Annotated in this window: 18 protein-coding genes; 10 read left to right on the top strand and 8 right to left on the bottom strand. The window is 72.2% G+C overall.

The genetic code is table 11. The annotated features are described in order from the left end of the window. Nucleotides 1-261: 261 nt before the first annotated feature. Entirely contained in the window at nucleotides 262-1941 is a 1680-nt protein-coding gene (locus ACQPXG_RS28080; RefSeq protein ID WP_433462114.1) for an ArnT family glycosyltransferase, read from the top strand. 22 nt (nucleotides 1942-1963) lie between these two features. Here the strand turns inward: ACQPXG_RS28080 and ACQPXG_RS28085 are convergent, their stop codons facing one another. Continuing rightward, nucleotides 1964-4801 (bottom strand): hypothetical protein, encoded by a 2838-nt coding sequence (locus ACQPXG_RS28085; RefSeq protein ID WP_433462115.1) that lies wholly within the window; start codon nucleotides 4799-4801, stop codon nucleotides 1964-1966. Nucleotides 4802-4898: 97 nt separating this feature from the next. Between ACQPXG_RS28085 and ACQPXG_RS28090 the strand changes: the two genes are divergently transcribed. Continuing rightward, nucleotides 4899-6377 carry a phytoene desaturase family protein gene (locus ACQPXG_RS28090; RefSeq protein ID WP_433462116.1) on the top strand — a complete coding sequence of 493 codons (1479 nt, stop codon included), beginning with the start codon at nucleotides 4899-4901 and terminating at the stop codon, nucleotides 6375-6377. Here the strand turns inward: ACQPXG_RS28090 and ACQPXG_RS28095 are convergent. The 3 genes from ACQPXG_RS28095 to polA all read right to left on the bottom strand — a co-directional run bounded on the left by ACQPXG_RS28095 (nucleotide 6374) and on the right by polA (nucleotide 11189). Beyond that, complete coding sequence (locus ACQPXG_RS28095; protein WP_433462117.1) at nucleotides 6374-7927, bottom strand: FAD-dependent monooxygenase; 1554 nt, start codon at nucleotides 7925-7927, stop codon at nucleotides 6374-6376. The two genes, ACQPXG_RS28090 and ACQPXG_RS28095, sit on opposite strands and share 4 nt — an antisense overlap. A 62-nt stretch (nucleotides 7928-7989) precedes the next feature. After that, nucleotides 7990-8493, bottom strand: a complete 504-nt coding sequence (locus tag ACQPXG_RS28100) for an inorganic diphosphatase (protein ID WP_433462118.1) — start codon at nucleotides 8491-8493, stop codon at nucleotides 7990-7992. A 62-nt stretch (nucleotides 8494-8555) separates the two neighbouring features. After that, on the bottom strand, nucleotides 8556-11189 hold the full coding sequence (gene polA, locus ACQPXG_RS28105) for a DNA polymerase I (RefSeq protein ID WP_433462119.1): 2634 nt from the start codon (nucleotides 11187-11189) through the stop codon (nucleotides 8556-8558). Between the two features lie 63 nt (nucleotides 11190-11252). On the opposite strand from polA, the gene ACQPXG_RS28110 reads away from it, so the two are divergent. Next, entirely contained in the window at nucleotides 11253-12086 is an 834-nt protein-coding gene (locus tag ACQPXG_RS28110; RefSeq protein ID WP_433462120.1) for an LLM class F420-dependent oxidoreductase, read from the top strand. A 58-nt stretch (nucleotides 12087-12144) separates the two neighbouring features. Here ACQPXG_RS28110 and ACQPXG_RS28115 read toward each other — a convergent pair whose 3' ends face one another. Then, nucleotides 12145-13662, bottom strand: coding sequence for a M20/M25/M40 family metallo-hydrolase (locus ACQPXG_RS28115; RefSeq protein ID WP_433462121.1), 1518 nt, complete (start codon nucleotides 13660-13662; stop codon nucleotides 12145-12147). A 483-nt stretch (nucleotides 13663-14145) separates the two neighbouring features. Here ACQPXG_RS28115 and ACQPXG_RS28120 point away from each other — a divergent pair, with 483 nt between their 5' ends. Genes ACQPXG_RS28120 through ACQPXG_RS28135 form a run of 4 tightly spaced genes read left to right on the top strand, consistent with a single transcriptional unit; the run spans nucleotide 14146 to nucleotide 17954 of the window. Continuing rightward, the gene (locus ACQPXG_RS28120) at nucleotides 14146-16554 is read left to right on the top strand and encodes a nitrate- and nitrite sensing domain-containing protein (protein WP_433462122.1); all 2409 of its coding nucleotides are present in this window, start codon (nucleotides 14146-14148) and stop codon (nucleotides 16552-16554) included. Next, the gene (locus ACQPXG_RS28125) at nucleotides 16551-16994 is read left to right on the top strand and encodes a roadblock/LC7 domain-containing protein (protein ID WP_433462123.1); all 444 of its coding nucleotides are present in this window, start codon (nucleotides 16551-16553) and stop codon (nucleotides 16992-16994) included. Before ACQPXG_RS28120 ends, ACQPXG_RS28125 begins: the two co-directional genes overlap by 4 nt. A gap of 8 nt (nucleotides 16995-17002) precedes the next feature. Further along, nucleotides 17003-17377: a DUF742 domain-containing protein gene (locus ACQPXG_RS28130; protein WP_433462124.1), complete on the top strand. Its 375-nt coding sequence runs from the start codon at nucleotides 17003-17005 to the stop codon at nucleotides 17375-17377. Then, nucleotides 17358-17954, top strand: a complete 597-nt coding sequence (locus ACQPXG_RS28135) for a GTP-binding protein (RefSeq protein WP_433462125.1) — start codon at nucleotides 17358-17360, stop codon at nucleotides 17952-17954. The genes ACQPXG_RS28130 and ACQPXG_RS28135 overlap by 20 nt, the downstream gene beginning before the upstream one ends. Here the strand turns inward: ACQPXG_RS28135 and ACQPXG_RS28140 are convergent. Next, the gene (locus ACQPXG_RS28140; protein ID WP_433462126.1) at nucleotides 17951-18526 is read right to left on the bottom strand and encodes a TetR/AcrR family transcriptional regulator; all 576 of its coding nucleotides are present in this window, start codon (nucleotides 18524-18526) and stop codon (nucleotides 17951-17953) included. The two genes, ACQPXG_RS28135 and ACQPXG_RS28140, sit on opposite strands and share 4 nt — an antisense overlap. A 73-nt stretch (nucleotides 18527-18599) precedes the next feature. On the opposite strand from ACQPXG_RS28140, the gene ACQPXG_RS28145 reads away from it, so the two are divergent. After that, the gene (locus ACQPXG_RS28145; RefSeq protein WP_433462127.1) at nucleotides 18600-19742 is read left to right on the top strand and encodes an acyl-CoA dehydrogenase family protein; all 1143 of its coding nucleotides are present in this window, start codon (nucleotides 18600-18602) and stop codon (nucleotides 19740-19742) included. Between the two features lie 70 nt (nucleotides 19743-19812). Here the strand turns inward: ACQPXG_RS28145 and ACQPXG_RS28150 are convergent, their stop codons facing one another. After that, on the bottom strand, nucleotides 19813-20718 hold the full coding sequence (locus ACQPXG_RS28150) for a hypothetical protein (RefSeq protein WP_433462128.1): 906 nt from the start codon (nucleotides 20716-20718) through the stop codon (nucleotides 19813-19815). 52 nt (nucleotides 20719-20770) lie between these two features. After that, nucleotides 20771-21559 (bottom strand): hypothetical protein, encoded by a 789-nt coding sequence (locus ACQPXG_RS28155; RefSeq protein ID WP_433462129.1) that lies wholly within the window; start codon nucleotides 21557-21559, stop codon nucleotides 20771-20773. Between the two features lie 177 nt (nucleotides 21560-21736). On the opposite strand from ACQPXG_RS28155, the gene ACQPXG_RS28160 reads away from it, so the two are divergent. Continuing rightward, nucleotides 21737-21874, top strand: a complete 138-nt coding sequence (locus ACQPXG_RS28160; protein ID WP_433462130.1) for a hypothetical protein — start codon at nucleotides 21737-21739, stop codon at nucleotides 21872-21874. Nucleotides 21875-21885: 11 nt separating this feature from the next. Continuing rightward, complete coding sequence (locus ACQPXG_RS28165) at nucleotides 21886-22347, top strand: ribosomal protein L7/L12 (protein ID WP_433462131.1); 462 nt, start codon at nucleotides 21886-21888, stop codon at nucleotides 22345-22347. The last annotated feature ends 12 nt before the right edge of the window (nucleotides 22348-22359 follow it).

Here is a 22359-nt window from a genome sequence, read left to right on the forward strand (position 1 = left end):
CCACGGTTCGCTGCGGCAAACCCCAATGAAACAGGAAGCCACGGAAGTGCCGTCCCTGACGGTGCGGCACAGGCCGAATGCCCGGCCTTCCGGCCAGGGAGCGCGTCAATTCCTGCTGCTGAACGTGGCGTGGCTATGCCCGGCGCCCACCAGAATCGGGGCGTCGGGCAAAGCACGCCGACAGCGGCAATGTTCTTGGGCCACCCCATGCTGGTCGACTACGTCGCCGTCTGGCAGAGCGGGTGATGCGATGGTGGAGGAGTGACCTCGCTGACCGAGGGCCCCGACCGGCCCGCGGCGCCTCCGGCTGAGGCGCCGCCGGGGCGGTCCCGGGTGCCTTGGCGGCGGTGGGCGGTCGTCGCGGCCGTGGTGGCGCTGCTGGCCCAGATGGCGTTCGCGATGGTCTCCACGGCCGTGGCGCAGACGCCGACCATCGACGAGCCGGTCTACATCGGCACCGGCGTGGTCTATCTGCGGGAGCACGACCTCCGCTACAACCCCGAGCATCCGCCGCTCGGCAAGCTGATCATCGGCGCGGGGGCGGTGCTCGCCGGCCCGCACCTGGACACCGCCTTCACGGGCGGCCAGTACCAGGTCGGGCCGCATCTGCTGTACAGGTCGGGCAATGACGCGCAGCGGATCCTCCTCGCCGCGCGCCTGCCGGTCATCGTCCTGACCCTGCTGTTCGGGCTGGTGATCTTCGCCTTCGCGCGTGATCTCACCGGCCCGGGCGGCGGGCTGGCGGCGCTCACGCTCTACGCCTTCTCCCCCGATGTCATCGCGCACGGGTCGCTGGCCACGCTGGACGTCCCGATGGCCGGCTTCCTGCTGACATCGGTGTGGCTCCTGTGGCGGGCGAGACGGAGGCCGCGGCTCTACCTGCCGCTCGCCGGGGTCGCGCTCGGCGCGGCCATGGCCACCAAGATGAGCACGCTGCCCGCCGTGCCGGTGCTCCTGGCGCTGGTGTTCGTGTCGGTCTGGGCATTCCGTCCGTCCCGCCGCCCCATCGTGAGCGGCGTGCTGTCGGCGGCCGGGGTCGGTGTCCTGGCCGTCGCGGTGGTGTGGGCGAGCTATCTCGCGGTCGACCCTCGCCTACGCTGGACGACTCCCGCCGACGTGCCCGCCATCGGCGGTGTGCGCGGGCTCGTCGCCGCCTGGATGCCCTTCCCGAGGACCTTCCAGGACGGGATGCGCGTCCAGTTCGGGTTCGAGGACATGCGGTGGACGGGCTTCCTGTTCGGCCACACCTACCGGGGATCCCACTGGTACTACCTTCCGGCCGCGCTGCTGGTGAAGACGCCGCTCGGGATGCTGGCCCTGTGGCTGGCGGGCGTCGCGGCGATGGTGGCGCTCCCCCGGCTGCGTCCCGCCGCGCCGTACCTCCTCGCCCCCGCGGCCGTGCTGCTCGTGGTGGCGATGACCGGCGCCCGCGACCTGGGCGTCCGGTACGTCGTCTACATCCCGATGTTCCTGGGGGTAGCGGCAGCCGGTGTGACCCTCCTCCGATGGCGGTGGACGAAGGCCGTCACGGCCGCGCTGCTGCTGTTCGTCGCGGTCAGTTCGCTGCGGACCTATCCCTACTACCTGCCCTACTCCAACGAGGCGTTCGGCGGCCCGTCGAAGACCCATCTGCGTCTGCACGACTCCAACGTCGACTGGGGCCAGGATCTCGGACGGCTCGCCGACCGCCTCCGGGAGCGCTACCCGGGTGAGCCCGTCTGGCTGGTGTACAAGGGCAGCGGCGTCCCGTCCTACTACGGCATCCACGCGAACGACCCGCTTACGGCGCCCGCGTCCCAAGTGCGGGGGCTGCTGGTGGTGTCCGACAGCTGGATCGCCAAGGACGACCCACGGCTGACCCCGCTGATCCGCTCCAGCGAGCCGATCGGCGAGGTCGGCCACTCCATCACCATCTTCCGCCGCCCCCCTCACCGCCTCTAGACCTCGGCCCCCGGCCCGGCGATCAGTGGTGGTGGGTGTGGGCGCGGGACCAGAGGGCCGTCCAACCGCCATGGGAGAGCCACGACGCGGGGACGCGCAGGCCGTGCTCGGCGATCTCGTCCCAGAACGCCGCGGTGTCGGCGCCCAGTTCGCGGGCCGCGGGCAGGGCGCGCTGCCAGCAGCCCTCCTTGTCCTCCAGCGTGGTGGCCGGGTAGCCGGGGACGGTGATCGTGCGCGGCCGCGTCACGGGCGCGAGGTCCGCCTCCGGGGCACCGCAGGTGGTCGCGACGGCGAGCGCGCAGAGCAGCGGCTCGGTCGTGGGCTTGGCGAGGGCGCGGGCGATCACCGGGTCGTCCTGGACGGCGAGCCGGCCGATCGCGCGGCGGATCCGGCGCGCCACCAGGTCCAGGGAGTAGGCGTCGGCGACGGCGGGGAGCTTGACGAGCCTGCGCAGCGTCTTCGGCAGCGGCGGCTCGCCGAGCAGGAGCGGAAGCCGGTCGAAGCGGTCCCGCAGAGCGGGGTCGAGGGCGTCGAGCGCGGCGGCGAGCGGACGGTGCCCGGTGCTCGTCCAGAGCGGGACGAGGCCGGTGGCGCCCTCGTCCAGGGCGCGGCGGACGGCTCCCGCGAGCTGCGCCCCGCCGAGCCGGCGCAGCCGGGCGAGCGCGGCGTCCGGCGAGGTCGCGGCGACGGCGGCGAAGGGGCCGGACCGCGCCGGGCCGGTCCCGGCGCCGGCCGCGAGCTCGCTGAGCGCCGGGCCCACCTCCTCCACGAGGCGGGGGGCCGCCCGCCGTCGCGCGGTGCGAAGGGGCGGAAGCTCCTCCGGCGCCTGGACGGTCTCCTCCTCGACGTCCCCGGGGAGCGTGCCGACCCAGTCGCGGAACCGCTGTTCCAGGGTCGCGTCCGGCGTGTCGTTGAACCTCGCCGCGATCTCGGCGACGCGCCATCCCCGCGACGCGGGCCGGAGCGGGGACAGCTCCGCGTTGACGACCAGGAGGCCGTCCGCGTCGTAGAGGCCGGCGAGAGCGGTCCGGCCCTTCCTGGCGTCCTCGACGTAGGCGGGACCGGCGATGCAGTTGCCCATGTAGTCCGCCCATTCGGCGACGTCCCGGGCGCTGCGTGCGATCTTGAGCCGGACGCCCGCGCCGGGGACGGCCGTCCCGTTCAGCGCGGCGAGCGCGGCCGGTACGGCGAAGTCGCCGGTGAGGGCCTCGGTGATCGCGGTGGCCGACATGAGGCCCGCGGTGAAGGCCGCCCAGGTGCGCGGCGCCCGGGGCGGGACGCCGCCGAGCGCGACGAGCTGCGCGGCCCCGGAGACGGCGACCATGATCGAGTCGAGGCGCGGTGTCAGCGGCTCGGTCTCCGGCGGCGGGTCATGGTCGAACCAGGGCTCGCCGGTGCCTGGGGTGGGCTGTGCCAGCTCGTGCCCGTACAGCCGGGCGAGGGCGTCGATCAGGTCCGCGTACCAGAGCAGGTCACCTCTGCTCTCCACGGTCGCCGGGTCTTGGGCCGGCGTGAGCCGGCTTTGGAGCGGCTCCTCGTGGCCCAGCATCGGCCCGGTCCACTGCGGAATGCCCATCCACTCGGCGGGAGGGCGGCCATAGCCGGCGCTTTCCCGCCAGCCCGTCAAGCGGGCGCCTCCCCACAGGCGCAGCAGGTCGTCGTGAGCTCCGACCATCTCGTTCATCAGGAGTCCGATGTCCTCGATGACGACGAGGGCGAAATCGCGGGCGCAGGCCAGGCGCGGCTTGATGTAACCGGTGAACTTGGCGTCCTTCGGCCTGCCACCGGCCACCTTGCGCACGATGTCGCGCACATAGGCGGCCGGACGCACCGGAAGTCCGGTCAGCCCCGGCACGGGCCGCGCGGCCGCGGCGGCGGCCCAGTCCGGCACCGTCACCACCGCCGCGCGCAAGATCGGGGCCGAACGCTCCAGGCCGTCCTCCAGGCCGTGGTCGGCGACGGCGAGCGCGGTCCGGAGCAAGGCGGTGGCGCCGAGCGCGTCCTGGAGGACGCGGTCGAGCCGCTCGCGCCAGTAGAACTCGTCGGGGATCCAGCGCGCCGCGTCCGCGAGCGACGGCTTCTGCGTCTCCAGGTCCGTCCGGACGCGCAACAGGATCCGTTCGTCGTCGTCGTGGCGGCGCCGCCTGCGCAGATCTGCGAGCCGGTCGCGGCGGCTCTGCGTCGCCAGCCGCGCCTCCCGCCGGGCGAGGCCGGTCCGGCGCTCCACGACTCGCGCCCACAGGTCGAGGACCAGCACGAGCCGGCGGGGCGCGGGGACGTCCTCGAACACCTGCCGGAAGTACCGCGCGAGCACCGAGGGCGGTCCGCCGGGCGTGAGGTCGACGTCTTCGGGCGCACGGAGGGCGAGGACCTGTTCGAGCTGCTCGGGCCCGAGGACGTCGCTGGCCGCCGACGCCAGATGCAGGGCGGCCCATCGTCCGTCCTCGGCCGCCCGCGCGGCGGCGGCGCCGACCCGTTTGGTGACCGCGGGCCCGAACAGCGCGACCAGCATCCCGGCCCGCTCCCCGAGCCGGTGCGCGTTCCGCGGGCCGACGGCCCGCAGTGCGGCCAGGACGGCGTCCCGCTGGTCCCCGCGCGCCCCGTCCAGCCGGGCGGAGCGGAAGCCGGCGCCGAGGTCGACGCCCGCGCCGGCCGCGACGGCTCCGCCGTCGGTCACGAGCAAGGACAGCTCCCGGAGGGCGTGCGCCACGTCGTCCCCGGACGCGTTCTCGGGCCCGAGCGCGACGGCGGTCCCCGGCCGAGCGTCCGACTCGTCCAGCAGGCGGACCGGGCCGGAGGGTCCGGCGATCCAGGCATGACGCCCCGAGGCCACCACGCCCCCATAAAGCCGGATCTTCACCCGCCCCATCATCCTCGCCGCGGCCGCCCCGGCAAACGGAGTTTCGGCGGGCCCCGCCCTCACCCGGGACGGTGATCAGTGTGGTTCCCTGGGGGTCATGTACGACGTGGTCATCGCCGGCGGCGGTCACAACGGGCTGGTCGCCGCCGCGTACCTGGCCCGCGCCGGGCGGCGCGTGCTGCTGCTGGAGCGGCTCGGGCATCTCGGCGGGCTGGCGGTTTCGGCGCGGGTATTCCCCGGGGTGGACGCGCGGGTCTCGCGGTACTCGTATCTGGTGAGCCTGCTGCCGTCGCGGATCGTCCGGGATCTGGGCCTGGACGTCGAGCTGCGGGGACGGCGATACGCCTCGTACACGCCGGCCGGCGACGGCGGCCTGCTGATCGACAACGGGGACCCGGCACGGACGGCGGCGTCCCTCGGCGGCGACGCCGAGGCCTGGCGGCGGTTCTACGAAATGGCCGGACGGGTCGCGGAACGTGTCGCGCCGACGCTGCTGGAGCCGCTGCGCGACCGAGCGGAACTCCGCCAGGTGGTGGACGACCAGGAAGCATGGCGCGATCTGTTCGAGCGCCCCATCGGAGACGTGGTCGACGAGCGTTTCGCGGACGACACCGTGCGCGGGGTCGTCCTGACCGATTCACTGATCGGCACGTTCGCCGACCCGTCGGCCCCTTCGCTCCTGGCCAACCGATGCTTCCTGTACCACGTCATCGGGAACGGAACCGGCGACTGGAACGTGCCGGTCGGCGGCATGGGAGCCGTCACCGGGGCGCTCGCCGATGCCGCGCGGGCGGCGGGAGCGGACCTGCGGACCGGCATGGAGGTCCTGCACATCGACCCTGCCGGTGAGGTGACATTCCAAGACCGTGAAGGGGCCGAGCACACCGTCTCGGCCCGGTGGGTGCTGGTCAACATGCCCGGTGACCCGTCCGCCGAGGGATCGCAGCTGAAGGTGAACATGGTGCTGTCGCGGCTTCCCCGGTTGCGCGACGCGTCCGTCCGGCCGGACGAGGCCTTCGCGGGCACCTTCCACATCAACGAGAGCCGGACGCAGCTCGGCAAGGCGTATCGGGAGGCCCGCGACGGCGGCATTCCGGCATTGCCGCCGGCCGAGGTGTACTGCCATTCGCTGACCGATCCGTCCATTCTCGGAGCGGAATTGCGGACGGCCGGGACGCACACGCTGACATTGTTCGGTCTCCATATGCCGGCGCGGCTCTTCCGATCCGATCCGGAAGGCGCACGCGCGGAAGCCCTGCGCGCGACGTTGGCCTCTTTCGACACGGTTCTCGCCGAGCCGATCGAAGACTGCCTGCTGCGCGCCCCGGACGGCACACCGTGCCTAGAGGTCAAGACCCCGGTCGATCTGGAGAACGAGACCGGGCTTCCCGGCGGCCACATCTTCCATCGGGACCTGTCCTGGCCCTTCGCGGAGGTGCCGGATCAGCGGGGTCGCTGGGGTGTGGAGACCGAGCACCCCCGCGTGCTGCTGTGCGGGGCGGGAGCCCGGCGGGGCGGAGGGGTCAGCGGCATTCCGGGGCACAACGCGGCCCGCGCCCTCCTGGACGCCGGTTAGCCTCGTCCGCAGGCCCGGTGCAGGGCCGCGACCACGCTTCCGGGATCGCACGACGGCAGGACGGCCGCCAGGTGGCCGTCCGGTCGGACGATGTGCACCGTGCCCGGACCGGAGTGCAAAGCCTCCCGGAGCACTCCGTCCACGTCGATGTCGTCCAATGCGTGGATTCGGTGCGGGATATCGGTCGGCAGTTCCGCGAGGCTCCCGGCCTGCGTGAGGACCGCGAAGTGCGTGCCGAAGAGGCGGCGAAGGCGGGTCCGCTCACCCTCGACGACGCACGGGCCGTCCGGGCAGATGACGCCCGGCACCGGCGGCCGGACGGCCCCGGGTTCGAGCGGGAAGCCCTCCACCGGCCCGGACGGGGTCGTCAGCGGCGAGTCCAGGTACCAGAACGGCTCGGCGAGCCGGCCCGAGTCGATGATCGTGCGCGGGTCCGGGTGGGTCCGGGCCCTCTCCAGCGACTCCAGCCGCACCGCCCGCTGCTCCGGCGTCTGCGGGACGAGGAACTCCATCGTCCGCGTGGTGACGCGGAGGTTCTCCTCGGCAGCGGCGCGGCGCTCGATGTCGTAGCTGCCGAGCAGCTCCGGCGGAGCCCAGCCGCGCCGCACGAACGCGAGCTTCCACGCGAGGTTCTCGGCGTCCTGGACGCCGGAGTTCAGGCCGCGGGCGCCGAACGGTGCGTACAGGTGGGCGGCGTCCCCGGCGAGGAAGGCGCGGCCGGACGCGAACGCCGCAGCGCACCGCTCGTGGAACCGGTACACGGTGGCCCACACGATCTCGTAGGGGACGTCCCCGACGATCTTGCGGATGCGGGCGTCCAGTGCGCCCGTCCGCCGCTCGGCTTCGAGGTCGTGGTCGGCGGGGACCTGCCAGTCGATGCGCCACGTCCCGTCCGGGCACTGGTGGACCAGGACCTGCCGGCCCGGGTTCCACTCCGGATCGAAGAAGAATCGCCGCTCGCTCGGGAACGGCAGGTCCGCGCGGATGTCGCAGATGAGGAACCGGTCGGCGAAGGTGCGCCCGGGGAAGCCGATGCCGAGCAGTTCACGGACGGCGCCGTGCCCGCCGTCCGCACCGACCAGATGGGTTCCGCGCACGGTGACGCCGGCGTCGACCTCCACACCGCCGGCGTCCTGGCGGAGGCCGTCGACCGTATGCCCGTAGCGGACCTCCACCAGCGGCTCGGCGGCGGCGAGGTCCCGCAGCCACGCCTCCACCTCGGCCTGCGAGATGTTGATCCAGGGTGGGACGGCGCTGCGCCCCGCGTCCGGGAAGGTGACGGAGAACAGTTCGTCGCCGCGGTAGTAGGTGCGGCCGGTCGTCCAGGTCACACCGCGAGCGATCATCCGCTCGGCGCACCCGACCCGGTCGAGGACGTCGAGCACGTCCCGCTGGAAGCAGATGGCCCTGGACCCGGACGGGTCACGGCGCGCGGCGGCCTCCAGCACCACGCTCGGCACACCGTGCCGTGCCAGCAGCAGCGCCGTGACCAGGCCGACCGGCCCGGCGCCGGCGACGACGACCGGCTCGCTGTCCGTCACAGATCCCACCTTCGCGATGGTGCGCCGCCCGGCGGCCCGCCGTAAAGCGGCCGCGCCGGGCCGGGCGGCGCTCAGGCCGTGCCACTCCCGGCCATGTCCCGCGCGTGCGCGGCCCTCGACAGCTCGATCGTCCGGTCGGCGACGCGCCGGTCCTGCCAGCCGCGCACGTCGGTGTCCTTGCCCGGCTCCAGGCTCTTGTAGATGTCGAAGAAGTGGGCGATCTCGTCGAGAAGGTGCTCGTGGACGTCCCGCAGGTCGCGGATGCCCTCGTAGCGGACGTCCCGGGCCGGCACGGTGAGGATCTTGGCGTCGGGGCCGCCCTCGTCGTGCATCCAGAACACCCCGACGCTGCGGACGGTGACCATGCACCCGGGGAAGGTGGGCTCCTCCAGCAGCACCATCGCGTCCAGCGGGTCGCCGTCCTCGGCGCAGGTCTCCGGGATGTAGCCGTAGTCCAGCGGATACTGGGTCGAGGTGAACAGCATCCGGTCGAGCCGGATGCGGCCGAGCCGGTGGTCCATCTCGTACTTGTTGCGCGATCCCCTCGGGATCTCGACGAGCATGTCGATCTCCATGAATCCCTCCCCCTGTTGAGCACTACCCGCGCGGCAGGCGTGACACGAGTCCGACGGGTCGATTAGTGGGCGGCGGCGTTCCAGTCGGGACCGGTGCCGAGCGCGACCTCCAGGCCGACCGTGAGGGGGTAGGCGGTGGTCATCCCGGTGCGGACGATCTCCGCCACGGCGTCCCGTTCGCCGGGCGCCACCTCCAGCACGATCTCGTCGTGCACCTGGAGCAGCAGGCGGCTGGCGAGGCCGGCCGCGGTGAGCGCCTCGTCCACCCGCAGCATCGCGATCTTGACGATGTCGGCGGCGGAGCCCTGGACCGGGGCGTTCAGCGCCATCCGCTCGGCGGTCTCGCGGCGTTGCCGGTTGTCGCTGGTCAGATGGGGCAGGTAGCGGCGGCGGCCGAGGATCGTCCGGGTGTAGCCGGTGCCGCGGGCCTCGGCGACGACGTGGCCGAGGTAGTCGCGGACGCCGCCGAGCCGCGCGAAGTAGGCGTCCATCAGCGGGCGCGCCTCCGCCATCGGGATGCCGAGCTGCTTGGCCAGGCCGAACGCCGACAGCCCGTAGGCCAGCCCGTACGACATCGCCTTGATCTTGCGCCGCATGTCCGGCGTGACGGCGTCCCGGGCGACCTGGAAGACCTGCGCGGCCATCGTGGCGTGCAGGTCCTCGCCGGACTCGAACGCCGCGAGCAGCGTCGGGTCCTGCGACAGGTGCGCCATGACCCGCAGTTCGAGCTGGCCGTAGTCGGCCGTCATCAGCGACTCGTAGCCGCCGCCGGGCAGGAACGCGCGGCGGATGCGCCGCCCGTCCTCGGTCCGGACGGGGATGACCTGCAGGTTCGGCTCGGTCGAGGTGAGCCGCCCGGTCGCCGCGACGGTCTGCTGGAAGGTGGTGTGGATCCGGCCGTCCGCGCCGATCTCGCGGATCAGGCCGGCGACCGTGGTGCGCAGCCGCGCCTGGTCGCGGTGGCGCAGCAGCACCTGCGGGAGGCCGTTGTCGGTCTGGGTGGCGAGCCAGGTCAGCGCGTCCAGGTCGGTGGAGTACCCGGACTTGATCTTCTTGGTCCTGGGCAGCCCCAGCTCACCGAAGAGCACCTCCTGGAGCTGCTTCGTCGAGCCCGGGTTGAAGCGGCGGCCGGCGATCTCGGCGGCCTCGTCGGCGGCGCGCTCCATCGCGTCCGCGAAGTGCCGCTCCAGGTCGTGGAGGAGATCGGCGTCCACGTGGACGCCGGCGCGTTCGGCGCGGGCGAGCAGGCCCGACAGCGGCAGCTCGACGTCGCGAAGGACATCGGCCATGCCCGTGGACGCGAGGTCGGCGGCGAACGTCCCGGCCAGGTCGAGCACGGCGCGGGCGCTCAGCATCAGCCCCGCCGCGCCCTCGGCGGACGGGCGGCGCCCGAGATGACGGCCCGCGAGGTCGGCGATCCCGTAGGCGGCCAGGCCCGGCAGGAGAAGGTAGGCGGCCATCGCGACGTCGGCGGCGACGCCGCCGAGGCGCCAGCCGCGCTCGCCGAAGACGCGCAGCAGCGACTTCACGTCGTGCAGCGCCTTGGGACGGCCGGGGTCGGACAGCCATTCCGCGAAGGCCCGTTCGTCCTCCTCGGTGAGCTCGGACGGGTCGAAGGAGGCCGCGTACCCGTCGCCGGTGGCGAGCGCGATCCGGGTGATGTCGCCCGCGCCGCGCACCCAGGTGGCGTCGGCGGCGAGTCCGGTCAGGCCGGTCGCGCGGGTCCGCAGCCAGCCGGCCAGCTCGTCCGAACCCAGCTCGCGGCCCCTGACCGGTTCCGGTCCGGCCGCCTCGGGCGGACGTCCGCCGCCCGGGTCGGCGGCGAAGAGGCGCTGCCGCAGGCTGGCGTTGCGGAACTCCAGGTCGTCCAGCAGGGATGTGAACGCGGACAGGTCGTAGGGCCGGCGCAGCAGGTCGCCTGGCGACACCGCGAGGTCCAGGTCGCGGACGAGCTCGGTCAGCCGCCGGTTCAGCCGCACCGAGTCCAGCGCGGCGCGCAGCTTCTCCCCCGCCTTGCCCTTCACCTCACCGGCGCGGTCCAGCAGGGCGTCGAGCGACCCGAACTCGCGGACCCACTTCGCGGCCGTCTTCTCCCCGACGCCCGGGATGCTCGGCAGGTTGTCGGACGGGTCGCCGCGCAGCGCCGCGAAGTCCGGATACTGCGCCGGGGTCAGCCCGTACTTCTCCCGCACCGCCTCGGGCGTGTACCGGATCATCTCCGAGGCCGTCCGGTAGAAGTACAGGACGGTGACCCTGTCGCTGACGAGCTGGAGCACGTCCCGGTCGCCGGTGACGATCAGCACGTTCATGCCGTCCGCCTCGGCCGCCGTGGCGAGCGTCGCGATGATGTCGTCGGCCTCGTAACCGGGCGCCCGCAGCACCGGCAGGCTCATCGCGGCGAGGAACTCGTCCAGGATCCGCAGCTGGCTGCCGAACTCCTCCGGCGACCGCGACCGGGTGGCCTTGTAGTCAGGGAACGCCTCGGTGCGGAACGTCTGGCGCGACACGTCGAACGCCACCGCCGCGTGCGTCGGGCGCTCGTCCCGCAGCACGTTGGCCAGCATGTTCGCGAACCCGTACACGACGTTCGTCGGCTGCCCGGACGTGGTGCTGAAGTTCTCGACCGGCAGCGCGTAGAACGCCCGGTAGGCCAGCGAGTGGCCGTCCAGGAGCAGCAGGCGGGACCGGTCGGTCATGGATCACATCCTGGCATCCGGGGAAGGGGGCATGAAACGGCAGGACGACGTGTTGGGGGCGACATGACGGAGATCAACGTGGGCAGGCTCGGGATCTGGCGGCCGTGGAGCCAGCTGGACCCGGGGCTCGCCAAGGACATCGAGGACCTCGGCTACGGGGCGATCTGGATCGGCGGCTCGCCGGCCGGTGACCTGGACATCGCCGACCGGCTCCTCGCGGCCACCGACCGCATCGTGATCGCGACCGGCATCGTGAACATGTGGAGCACGCCGGCCACGGAGGTCGCCGCGTCCTACCACCGGCTCAACGACGCCCACGGCGGGCGGTTCCTGCTCGGCGTGGGCATCGGCCATCCGGAGGCCACGCAGGAGTACCGCAGCCCGTACGAGACGATCGTCCGCTACCTCGACGCGCTGGACGCCGCGGACGTCCCGGCCGGGGGACGGGTGCTGGCCGCGCTCGGGCCGAAGGTGCTGCGGCTGGCGGCCGAGCGGGCGGCGGGCGCGCACCCGTACCTGACGACGCCCGAGCACACCCGCGAGGCGCGGGACGCGCTCGGCGAGGGCCCGCTGCTCGCGCCGGAGCAGAAGGTCGTGCTGGACGCCGACCCCGGACGCGCCCGCGCGCTGGCCAGGGAGATGCTCGGCATCTACCTCGGCCTGCGGAACTACGTGAACAGCTTCAAGCGGCTCGGTTTCACCGACGCGGACGTCGCGGACGGCGGAAGCGACGCGCTCGTGGACGCGCTGATCGCGCACGGCGACGCCGCGGCGCTGGCCGGCCGGCTCACCGGGCATCTGGACGCGGGCGCCGACCATGTGGCCGTCCAGGTGCTGACCGAGCCCGGCGGCGACCCGCGTCCCGCGCTGCGGTCGATCATCGAGACCCTGCGCTGACCCGGACACGGCGAGGGACGCGCCCGGGTGCCGGGCGCGTCCCTCCGAGGACCGATTCCTACCTGGTCGTGTACTTGCCGATCTCGTCGGGCACCATGCGCTTCCTGGGCTGGGCCTGCGCCTGCTTCCGGGCGAGCTCGTTGCCGTTGACCGTCAGGGTGCTGTGCGCGAACAGCTCGGTGACCGCGGCCGCGCCGTCGATCATCTGGTCGAAGCCCTTGAGGCTGACGTTGTCGTAGCGGTCGCACGCGGAGTGGTAGCACGGGTCGTAGGCCGTCCCGGCCTGACCGCCGTACACCTTCGCCTGCTCGGCCGTCTTGATGCCCTCGGCGCCGGTGAACAGGCCGCCGGCGGGGATCCCGACGGTGATGAAGGCGTTGTAGTCCGAGCGTCCGTTGAACGGCGTCGGGGCGGTGGCCAGCTTGCGCGTCGCGAAGTAGTCGTTGAACGCCTTCTCGATCGCGCCGGACCCGGCGGGGGCCTCGGCGTCGTTCTGCCCCTCGCTGTTGTCACCGTCGTAGACGAAGCGGACGAAGTTCGGCGAGGCGAGCATGTCGAAGTTCAGGTTCAGCGCGATCTTGTCGCGCTCGGCCTGGGAGAGGCTGTCGACGTAGTGCTGGGAGCCGAGCAGGCCTTCCTCCTCGGCGCCCCAGAACGCGAACCGCACCTTGTTGCGGACCTTGCCGCCGAGCTTGCCGATCTGCTTGGCCGTCTCCAGCAGCGTCGCGGTCCCCGAGCCGTCGTCGTTGATGCCCGGCCCGTCGGTGACGCTGTCGTTGTGCGCGCCGAGGACCACGACGTTGTCGGCCCTGCCGCGCTTGGTGTCGGCGATGACGTTGGACGTCTGGCGCTTCTCGTTGACGGTGTCGGTCTTGACGCGCAGCGTCACGCCGCCGTTCTGCGCCTGCTGGACGAGCGCCTTGCCGACCGCGTTGGACGGGCCGATCACCGGGATGCCGTAGGGCTTGGTCAGCGTGCCGCCGACGGGGCCCGGCTGGTCGGGCAGCTGGTAGATGACGACGGCGGTCGCACCGGCGGCGATGGCGTTGTCGGCCTTCACCGAGAAGAAGCAGCCGCCGCGCTGGATCAGCGCGATGTTCCCCTTGGGGAAGCCGGCGAAGTCGTCGGCCTCGCACCCGCTGCCGGCGCCGGTGGCGCCCGGGTCGACGGGGCTCGCCGCAGCGGTGACATCGCCCGACCCGGAGTACTGGAGCGTCGCGAAGTCGGTGTCCGGCGCGAACGTCTTCGGCTCCGGCGCGGTCTCGGCGAAGACCGGCGCCGACAGCTCCTGCCAGAAGTCGAACTCGAAGTTCTGGATCGTGGGGGTGTATCCGGCCCGCTTCAGCTGGTCCGCGATGTACTTGACGGTGATCTTGTTGCCGGCGAGGCCGGCGGCCCGGTTGCCGCCGTTGGCGTCCGCGATCTTCTGCAGGTTCAGCTGGTGGTGGCGGACGTTCTTCAGCGTGACCAGCCCGGCCAGTTTGGAGGTGGCCGGCGCGGCGGCCTGGGCGGGAGCTGCGGCCAGAGTGATGGCGAGCGACAGCCCGGTGAGGGAGGCTAGCGCGGCTCTGCGCATGTCTCGGTCTCCGGTGGTGGGGGACAAAGTAGCCCGAAGCCTGACATGCGTCATTTCCTGCAACAAGACACGACTCTGCATCAAAACGGCCAATATTGGCCTCTCTTTGCACCCGACTTACAAGATCAACATCCGCCCCGGCGAATACCGCTCACCCTGCTCGTCCCCCATCCAGGGCTTGATCATCAAAGTGCGGGCACGCATCGCCCTGCAAGGTCATCAATTCCGAGGGCGACTTTCTGACCTGCGGCGACATCGTGAAAGGGGACGTGCGGCCGCGCGCCCGCACCGGTCGCGGCCGCGGCGCATCCGGGGCGAGCCCCCCACCGGACCGGTGCCGCAGGCTCACGCCCCGCACCCGAGAGATCACAAGTAGCCCCAGGTGAGACCCCTGGTCGTCGGCAAATCGAACTAAGTATGCTCCGGTCCCGCCGACATCGGTCGAGGCGACCGCGGCTTGAGGACGATCAGGAGTGAGGGCCGTTGACGAACCCCCAGCAGGTTCATGGCTCCCATGAACGGCCGCGTACGCGTCCGGTCGGCCGGCGGATCGCGACGCTGCTCGCGATCCCGCTGGCCGCGCTCGTCGCGCTGTGGGCGTTCGCCGCGGGGACGACGCTGTCCGCCGCGCTGCAGCGGTCGGACTTCACGCGGCTGTACAAGGACGTCGGGCGGCCGGCCGGCGCCGTCATGGAGATGATCCAGCGGGAGCGCGCCGGAGCGGTGGCCGTGCTGAAGGCGCACACCCCCGGCAACGTGCGGGCGTACCAGGAGGTCGCGCGCCAGACCGACGCCGCCGTCTCGGCGTTCCGCACGTCGGCGCGCTCGTCCACGGCCAGGGACGCGACCAACGACGAGATGTGGAGCCGCCTGGGGGCGCTCGACCGCCGGTTCGGCGAGCTGCGGCCGCTGCGGACGCAGGTCGGCGAGGGAGCCGCCGGCACCGTGCAGGCCATCGACGCCTACAGCGAGATCTCCGACAACACGCTCCGGGTGCTGACGACCTTCGTCGGTGTCGACGACACGGCGATCTACCGGCAGAGCGCCGGCATCCTGCACTTCACCTGGGCGCGCGACTTCATGCTGCGCGAGAACGCGCTGCTGTCCGCGGTCGGCGGGCACCGGCTGAACGCCGTGGAGCGGATGGCCTTCGCCCGCTGGGCGGGCAACCGCGACGAGTTCCTCCAGCTGGCCCGCGGCGAGGTGGACGGCACGATCTCCACGATCGTCGAGGGCCTGGTCAATTCGAGCGCGTTCGGCAGCTTCAGCCTGCTGGAAGGCCAGATCATCCGGCAGGGCCTGATCCCCGGCGCCGAGCAGTGGCGGGCCGTCATGCGGGATCTGACGCCGCTGTGGCAGAAGGCGGCGGCCAGGGCGGGGGACGTGCAGAACGACGACCTCGTCGAGCCGGCCGGCCGGCTGATCATGCTGCGGTTCTATCTGGCCTGCGTCGTCGGGCTGCTGATCGTGGCCGCGTCGGTGACGGTGCCGCTGCTGTTCGCGCGGCGGCTGACGCGGGAGCTGCGGGACCTCCAGGTGTCGGCGCAGCGGCTCGCGCACGAGCGGCTGCCCGCGGTCGTGGCGCGGCTGCGGCGCGGTGAGAGGGTCGACGTCGGGGCGGAGGCGCCGCGCCCGGAACCCGGGCGGACGCGGGAGATCGCCCTGGTGGCCGACGCGTTCGACGCCGTCCAGCGGACGGCCTTCAGCACGGCGATCGGCGAGGCGGAGCTGCGCGCCGGCATCAACCGGGTCTTCGTCAACCTGTCGTGGCGCAGCCAGTCGCTCCTGCATCGGCAGCTGCGGCTGCTGGACCAGATGGAGCGGCGCGCGTCCAGTGCGGAGGAGCTGGACGACCTGTTCCGGCTCGACCACCTGACCACCCGCATGCGGCGGCACGCCGAGGGCCTGGTCATCCTGTCCGGGTCGCCGACGGTCCGCGCCTTCGAGCATCCGGTCGCCGCGGAGGACGTGGTGCGCGCGGCGATCGCCGAGGTGGAGGACTACACGCGGGTCGAGGTGACGGGCGTGTCGTCGGCCGCGGTCACCGGCGCCGTGGTCGCCGACGTCATCCACCTGCTGGCCGAGCTGATCGAGAACGCGGCGTCGTTCTCCCCGCCGGCCACCGAGGTCACCGTCAAGGTCGAGACGGTCGCGAACGGGCTGGCCGTCGAGATCATCGACCGGGGCGTCGGCCTGGCCTCCGACGAGCTGGACGACCTCAACCGGCGGCTCGCCAGCGCCGTCGAGTTCGACCTGGTCGACACCGAACGGCTCGGCCTGTTCGTCGTAGCCCGGCTCGCCGCCCGGCACGGCGTACAGGTGTCGCTGCAGCCGTCGGCGTACGGCGGGACGACCGCGATCGTCCTCGTCCCGCACGCGCTGGTCGTCCTGGACGACGACTGGCACATGGCGCGGGGCCGGGGCGCCGGGGCGCCGCAGCCGGTCGGGGCGTCCGCGGGCGGGTCCGGGGCGCGGCTCGGCCGCCCGTCCCGTCCGGCGCTGCCCGGCGGGGTCGTCCAGGCGCAGCCTTCCGGCGAGCCCGCCGGCCTGCCCGCCGGGCCGCCCGAGCCGTCGCCCGGACCGCTGCTCGACCCGCCCGAGCCGCCCGGTGGCCGCACCCGGCCGCCCGGCGGCGAACCGGAGCCGGTCGAGGTGGAGGACAGCGAGGTCACCGGGCGGCTCCCGCGCCGGGTGCGGCAGCATTCCCTGGCCCCGCAGCTGCGCGGGCGTCCGGCGGCCCGGCATCCCCGGCCGGCGGACGACGACTTCGACGAGCCGAGCCCGGAGCTCAGCCGCGACCTGATGGCCTCGCTACAGTCCGGATGGCTGCGCGGCAGGGTCGACGACGAACCGGGCGATCTTGATCCACGCGATGAATGGGGGGAATCATGATGGGGCAGGGCCACGCCACAGGCGAGCTCGACTGGCTGCTCGACGATCTGGTGCAGCGGGTGGGAGAGGTCCGCCAGGCCGTCCTGCTGTCCAGGGACGGGCTGGTCATGGGCGCCTCCGGGGACGTCACCCGCAAGGACGCCGAGTTCCTCGCGGCGCTGTCGTCCGGCTTCCACAGCCTGGCCAATGGCGCCCGCGATCATTTCCAGGCCAAGCAGGTGCGGCAGACCGTCGTCGAACTGGACGGCCTGCTGTTCTTCGTCATGCCGGCGGGCAACGGAAGCTGCCTCGCCGTGCTGAGCGACGCCGGCGGCAACGCCGGGCTCGTCGCCTACGAGACGACCATGCTGATCAAGCGGGTGCGGCGCACGCTGTCCACCCAGCCGCGCGCCGCGGCCGGGCCGCAGGATCCGCCGGTGCGCACGGGCGCGTCAGGCTAGAGCGGGCCGTGGAGAGCCCGAGAGAACGCTGGGTCGGGGCGGACGCCGGCCCGGTCGTCCGCCCCTACGCGGTGACCCGCGGGCGCACCCGCCCCCGCGGGCTCGTGATCGACCTGGTGTCGGTCCTCGTCGCGACCGGCCGCCCCCCGGACGGCCGGGTCTGGCTGTCGCGCGAGCAGCGGCGGCTGCTGGAGCTGTGCCGGCGGCCCTCCACGCCCGCCGACCTCGCCTCGGAGACCGACCTGCCGTTCCGGGTGGTGCAGATCCTGCTGGAGGACCTGCACCAGTACGGCCTGATCGAAGAGATGCCGCAGGCCGCGCACACCGAACGCCCCGACCCCCGCATCCTGATGAGAGTGCTCGATGAACTCCGCCGTCTCTGACGTGACGCCCTACGAGCGGGACGAGGACGTCCCGCTGCACACCCTGAAGGTCCTCGTGGCCGGCGGCTTCGGCGTCGGCAAGACGACCCTGGTCGGCGCGGTCAGCGAGGTCCGCCCACTGCGCACCGAGGAGACCCTCACCGACGCGTCCGTCGGGGTGGACGACCTCGGCGGCGTCGAGGGCAAGACCACCACGACCGTCGCGATGGACTTCGGCCGGCTGACGTTCTCCGGCAGCGTCCGGCTGTACCTGTTCGGGACGCCCGGGCAGGAGCGGTTCTGGTTCATGTGGGACCAGATCGCCTACGGCGCGGTCGGCGCGATCGTCCTGGTCGACACCCGCCGGCTCAGCACCAGCTTCGCGGCCATCGACTTCTTCGAGCAGCGGGACATCCCGTTCGTCATCGCCGCGAACCGGTTCGACGGCGCCCGCCGCTACACGGTGGAGGAGATCCGCGACGCCCTCGACGTCGACCCCGGCGTCCCGGTGATGCTGTGCGACGTGCGGAGCCGCGAGGTGGCGCGGGGCGTGCTGGTCGCCCTCGTCGAGCACGCGCTCCAGACGGCGCAGGGCTAGCCGGACGCCATCCGGGCGACGATCAGGGAGGCCAGCGCGGCGTAGGCGGCCGAGTCGTCCAGGCCGGTCTGCGCCTTGATCTCGCCGCGGTGGATGGACTCCATCACCTGGCCGGCGACGGCGCCGACGAAGGCGGCGTCCGAGTCGGGCGACGCCTCCCGCACGAGCCCCTGCACGCGCCGTACCGCGAACCCGGTGTTCCGCTTGTACACCTCACGCGCGGGAGCGAACGCGTCCAAGTCGGCGAAGAACGCCGGCGACGCGGGGGCGAGCTCGTCCGAGATGGCGCGCAGATAGGCGCCGACCCGCTCCCGGGGGTCGGCGCTGGCGTCGAGCACGGCCTCCACGTGTTCGGTGGCCCGGCGGAAGAACGCCCGCACCACCGCCACGATGATCTGCTCCCGGCTCGCCGCGACCGAGTACAGCGTGCTCTTCGAGCACCGCAGCACGGCGGCCAGGTCAGCGACGCTCAACTCGGCGAACCCGCGGGCGAGGAAGACCTCCATGAGCCGTTCGATGAGCGAATCACGCCGCCGCGAGGCCCGCGTCGCCCGCTCGTCCACCGAGGTCATGGGAGAGACAGTACCAAAATGGGTTCGCCAGTACCGACTTTGGTACTGTTGACCTGCCGAAAGGAGTCCGCCCATGCCCGCCACCCGGCACCTGCCGACCCCCGAGTCCGAGGACCTGATCGCGCTCACCCGCGAGATCGCGGCCAAGGAGCTGGCGCCCCGCGTCGCCGACGCCGAGCGCACCGGCACGTTCCCGCGCGAGGCGTTCACGACGCTGGGCCGGGCGGGCCTGCTGACCCTCCCCTACCCGGAGAAGTTCGGCGGCGGCGACCAGCCGTACGAGATCTACCTGCAGGTCCTGGAGGAGATCGGTGCGGTCTGGGCGAGCGTCGGCGTGGGCGTCAGCGTCCACTCGCTCTCGTGCTTCCCTCTCTTCGCCTACGGCACCGACGAACAACGGGCCCGATGGCTCCCGGACATGCTCTCCGGCGAACAGCTGGGCGCGTACTGCCTGTCGGAGGCGCACGCGGGCTCCGACCCCGCCGCGATGCGCGCCAAGGCCGTCCGCGACGGCGACTCCTATGTCCTCAACGGCGCCAAGGCCTGGACGACCCACGGCGGCAAGGCCGACTTCTACACCGTGATGGCCCGCACCTCGGACGACGGCGCACGAGGCATCTCCTGCATCCACGTCCCCGCCGGCACCCCCGGCCTGGAGTTCGACGAGCCCGAGGACAAGATGGGCCTGATGGGCTCCACCACCGCGACCGTCCGGCTCGTGGACGCGCGCGTCCCCGCCGGCAACCTGATCGGCGCCGAGGGCCAGGGCCTCTCCCTCGCCCTCGCCGGCCTCGACGCCGGCCGCCTCGGCATCGCCGCCGTCGCCACCGGCCTCTCCCAGGGCGCCCTCGACACCGCCGTCGCCTACGCCAAGGAGCGCGAGGCGTTCGGCAGGCCGATCATCGATCACCAGGGCCTGGCCTTCGTCCTCGCCGACATGGCCGCCGCCGTGGAGTCGGCCCGCGCCACCTACCTCTCCGCCGCCCGCCTGAAGGACGCGGACCGCCCCTACGGCCGCGAGGCGTCCATCGCGAAACTGATCGCCACCGACAACGCCATGAAGGTGACGACCGACGCCGTCCAGGTCCTGGGCGGCGCCGGCTACACCCGCGACTTCCCAGTGGAACGCTTCATGCGCGAAGCCAAGGTCATGCAGATCTTCGAAGGCACCAACCAGATCCAACGCCTCGTCATCTCCCGCCACCTCGCCCGATAGCCGCCGGCGGCGCAGGGCAGTGAAGACCATCCCGGCACCGCGAAAACCGCGCTGCGACATCCGTGCTCCACTAGCGGTTCCTCTGCGGAATCAGCTGCAGCCTGATGTTCCCGTCATAGGGAACGACGAAGGTCGAGATGCGGGCCGTGGAATCGTGGGGTTTCCATGTCAGGGGTACAAGGAAGAGTCGTCCGCCCGAGGCGAGCAGAAGGCGCAAGTTGCGGTAGCGATACCGGAACGGGACCTTCGCGCCGAAGTCGGCGTACATCGTCTCCGGTGGGACGTCATGCAAAGGCTCCTTCGAGTAAAGGACGACCTCGGGGCGCTTGTGCAGATTCTTGGCGTCGTCGTACGCGCGGGCAATACCGACCTCACCGGCCAGGCTGTTGGCGGCCCAGAACAGGCCCATCACGACGACCCCGATGGATACCAGCCGGCCGCCGCGTTCGAGGGCGTCCATGACGGGCCGGTCCCGCCATCCGCCTTCCCCGGCGTGGCGTGCCAGCCAGAACGCGTACACCAGCAACGGCACGGACATGGTCAGAGACAAAGGCGTGACACCCGGCGTCTCGTTCCTCGCGACCTGCGTTGAGAGAAGCCCGACCAACGCCCGCACAAGCACTGCCAGCCCCACCAGCGCGGTGGCCGCGGCGATCCACGGAACCAGCCCCGGCCGGGCGGGCAGCACCACCCCGCTGATCAACGCATGCGAGCCCAGCGCGACCAGCAGGACCAGCAGGAGCAGCACCGCCGCCGGATACGCGACCTCCACACCGAGCTTCAGCAGGTCCTGGTTGGCCAGGTCGGTGAGCTGCAGATCGACGCCGAAGTACCGGAAACGCTGCAGGGTGGCGACATAGCCGTACCAGATCAGGACGCCCGCGATGATCGTCGTCGGTGGCCCGAACGTGCTGAGCGCCGTCAGCCGCTGCGTCCAGTCCTGAGCGGGATCGGCGGCGGGAGGCTCCTCGTCCATCGGCCGCCGCTCGGCTCTCCGGCGAACCCTCGCCAGCCGGTCTGACCTGTCGTCAGCACTGGGCAATCTCGCCCTCGCCTCCGGCTTCGAGCCCCGGCGCGTCGACCCAGACCACGCACGCCGTGACGATCGTCGTCGACTGCCAGGTCGCCCGTACCGGACGTCCTGGACCCGGCTGAGCTCCCTGGAGGCTCTGGCACGGCCCCGTCGTCGCGTCGGTGCACAGTTTGGAGAGGTACCAGGTGATGTTGAACGTGTATCTGGCGGGCCTGGCGGGCTGTGGGTCGGCTTCAGTGAAATACGGAATTATGCCGCACGGTTCGGCGAGGGATATCACCGTGTCGGCCGCGCAGGGCTTCTGAGCTCCCCGTGTGCCGAGCTCTTTCGAACCTGGACAGTCGGAGACGGGCTGGTAACTCAACCCTGCGAACTTCGCTCCCGCCCGCACCGCCTGGTTTTCGGACTCGGGGTTCAGAAATGGCCGAGGATCGGGTCCTCCCGTCTTGTCGATCGCGAACCTCTCGATCCGCACGGGATAGGGCGCCCAGACCGCCCGGCAAACGTTGTTGGGGGTCTGGTTTTCGAGGGACGCGCCGCTTCCGGTGGAGACCCGGGGTGTCTGCCAGGCCTGCGCCGACGGGCCGACGGGCGGCGGCTGCCCCTGCCCTGGCTGGCCCTGTTGGCCCGGTGCCTGCGGTGACTGTTGAAGCGCCGAGCCCAGCGGTGCGGGGTTCGCCGACGGCCCCTTGCCGCCCTTGCCACCGGAGGAACCCCCGCACCCCGCAATGCCCGCCGCGACTGAAACGATCAATGTCGCGGTGGCGAGTTTGGAAAGACTCACCGTTCGAGTATGAGACGTGCCGATTCCGATAAGGGTCGTCGGGACGAGGCCGTTAACGGCCACGCCGGTGCTCCCGGATTCGCCCCTTTATGTTTGGTAGGTCGGTCTTGGGGGAGGTCGGCGCGTTCGCACACGGATGCGGGCACGCCACGTGATCATGGAGGTCCGCCGTTCTTCATGATCGAGGTGGTGCCGGCGGCCGCGCCGTCGGTGGTCGACGTCCTGGGCGCGGAGCCCGTCGAGGCGGGCGTGAGGAGTGGCGGCCGCCTCCGGAAATGGAAGAATCGGACGCCTGCCGTGTGGTTGCAGCGCTGAGGGGAGAACTGGTGAAATCGTCCGTCCCGTACGTGCTGCCCGAGGCTCGGGAGCGGGTCATCGAGCTGGTCTCGCGGGGCCAGTACCTTCCCGCCATCAAGCTGGTCCGGGAGGCCACCGGAGCCGGTCTCAAGGAGGCCAAGGAGTATGTGGACGGTCTCAAGGGGGAGGCGTTCGGCAGGGTGGTGCCGCCCGAGGTGCAGGCCAAGGCGCGGGCGCTGATCGCCGACGGCAGGTGGAAGGACGCGGCGAAGCTGGTCCGCAGGGACACCGGCCTCGGGTTGAGGGCGTCCAAGGACTACGTCGACGCCGTCCGGGAGGGACGGATGCCCCCGCAGCCGGGCGCGGTGTTGTCGGACCGGGTCCGGGCCTTCAAGGCGGCCGGCGACCATGAGTCCGCGATCGCGCTGGTGCGTGCCGAGACGGGGATGCAGTGGGACGAGGCGCAGCGCTTCGTCGACGCCCTCCGCTAGCGTGAGCGGCCG

Origin of the sequence: Spirillospora sp. CA-128828 (assembly GCF_050945415.1) — a bacterium.
GTDB lineage: Bacteria > Actinomycetota > Actinomycetes > Streptosporangiales > Streptosporangiaceae > Spirillospora.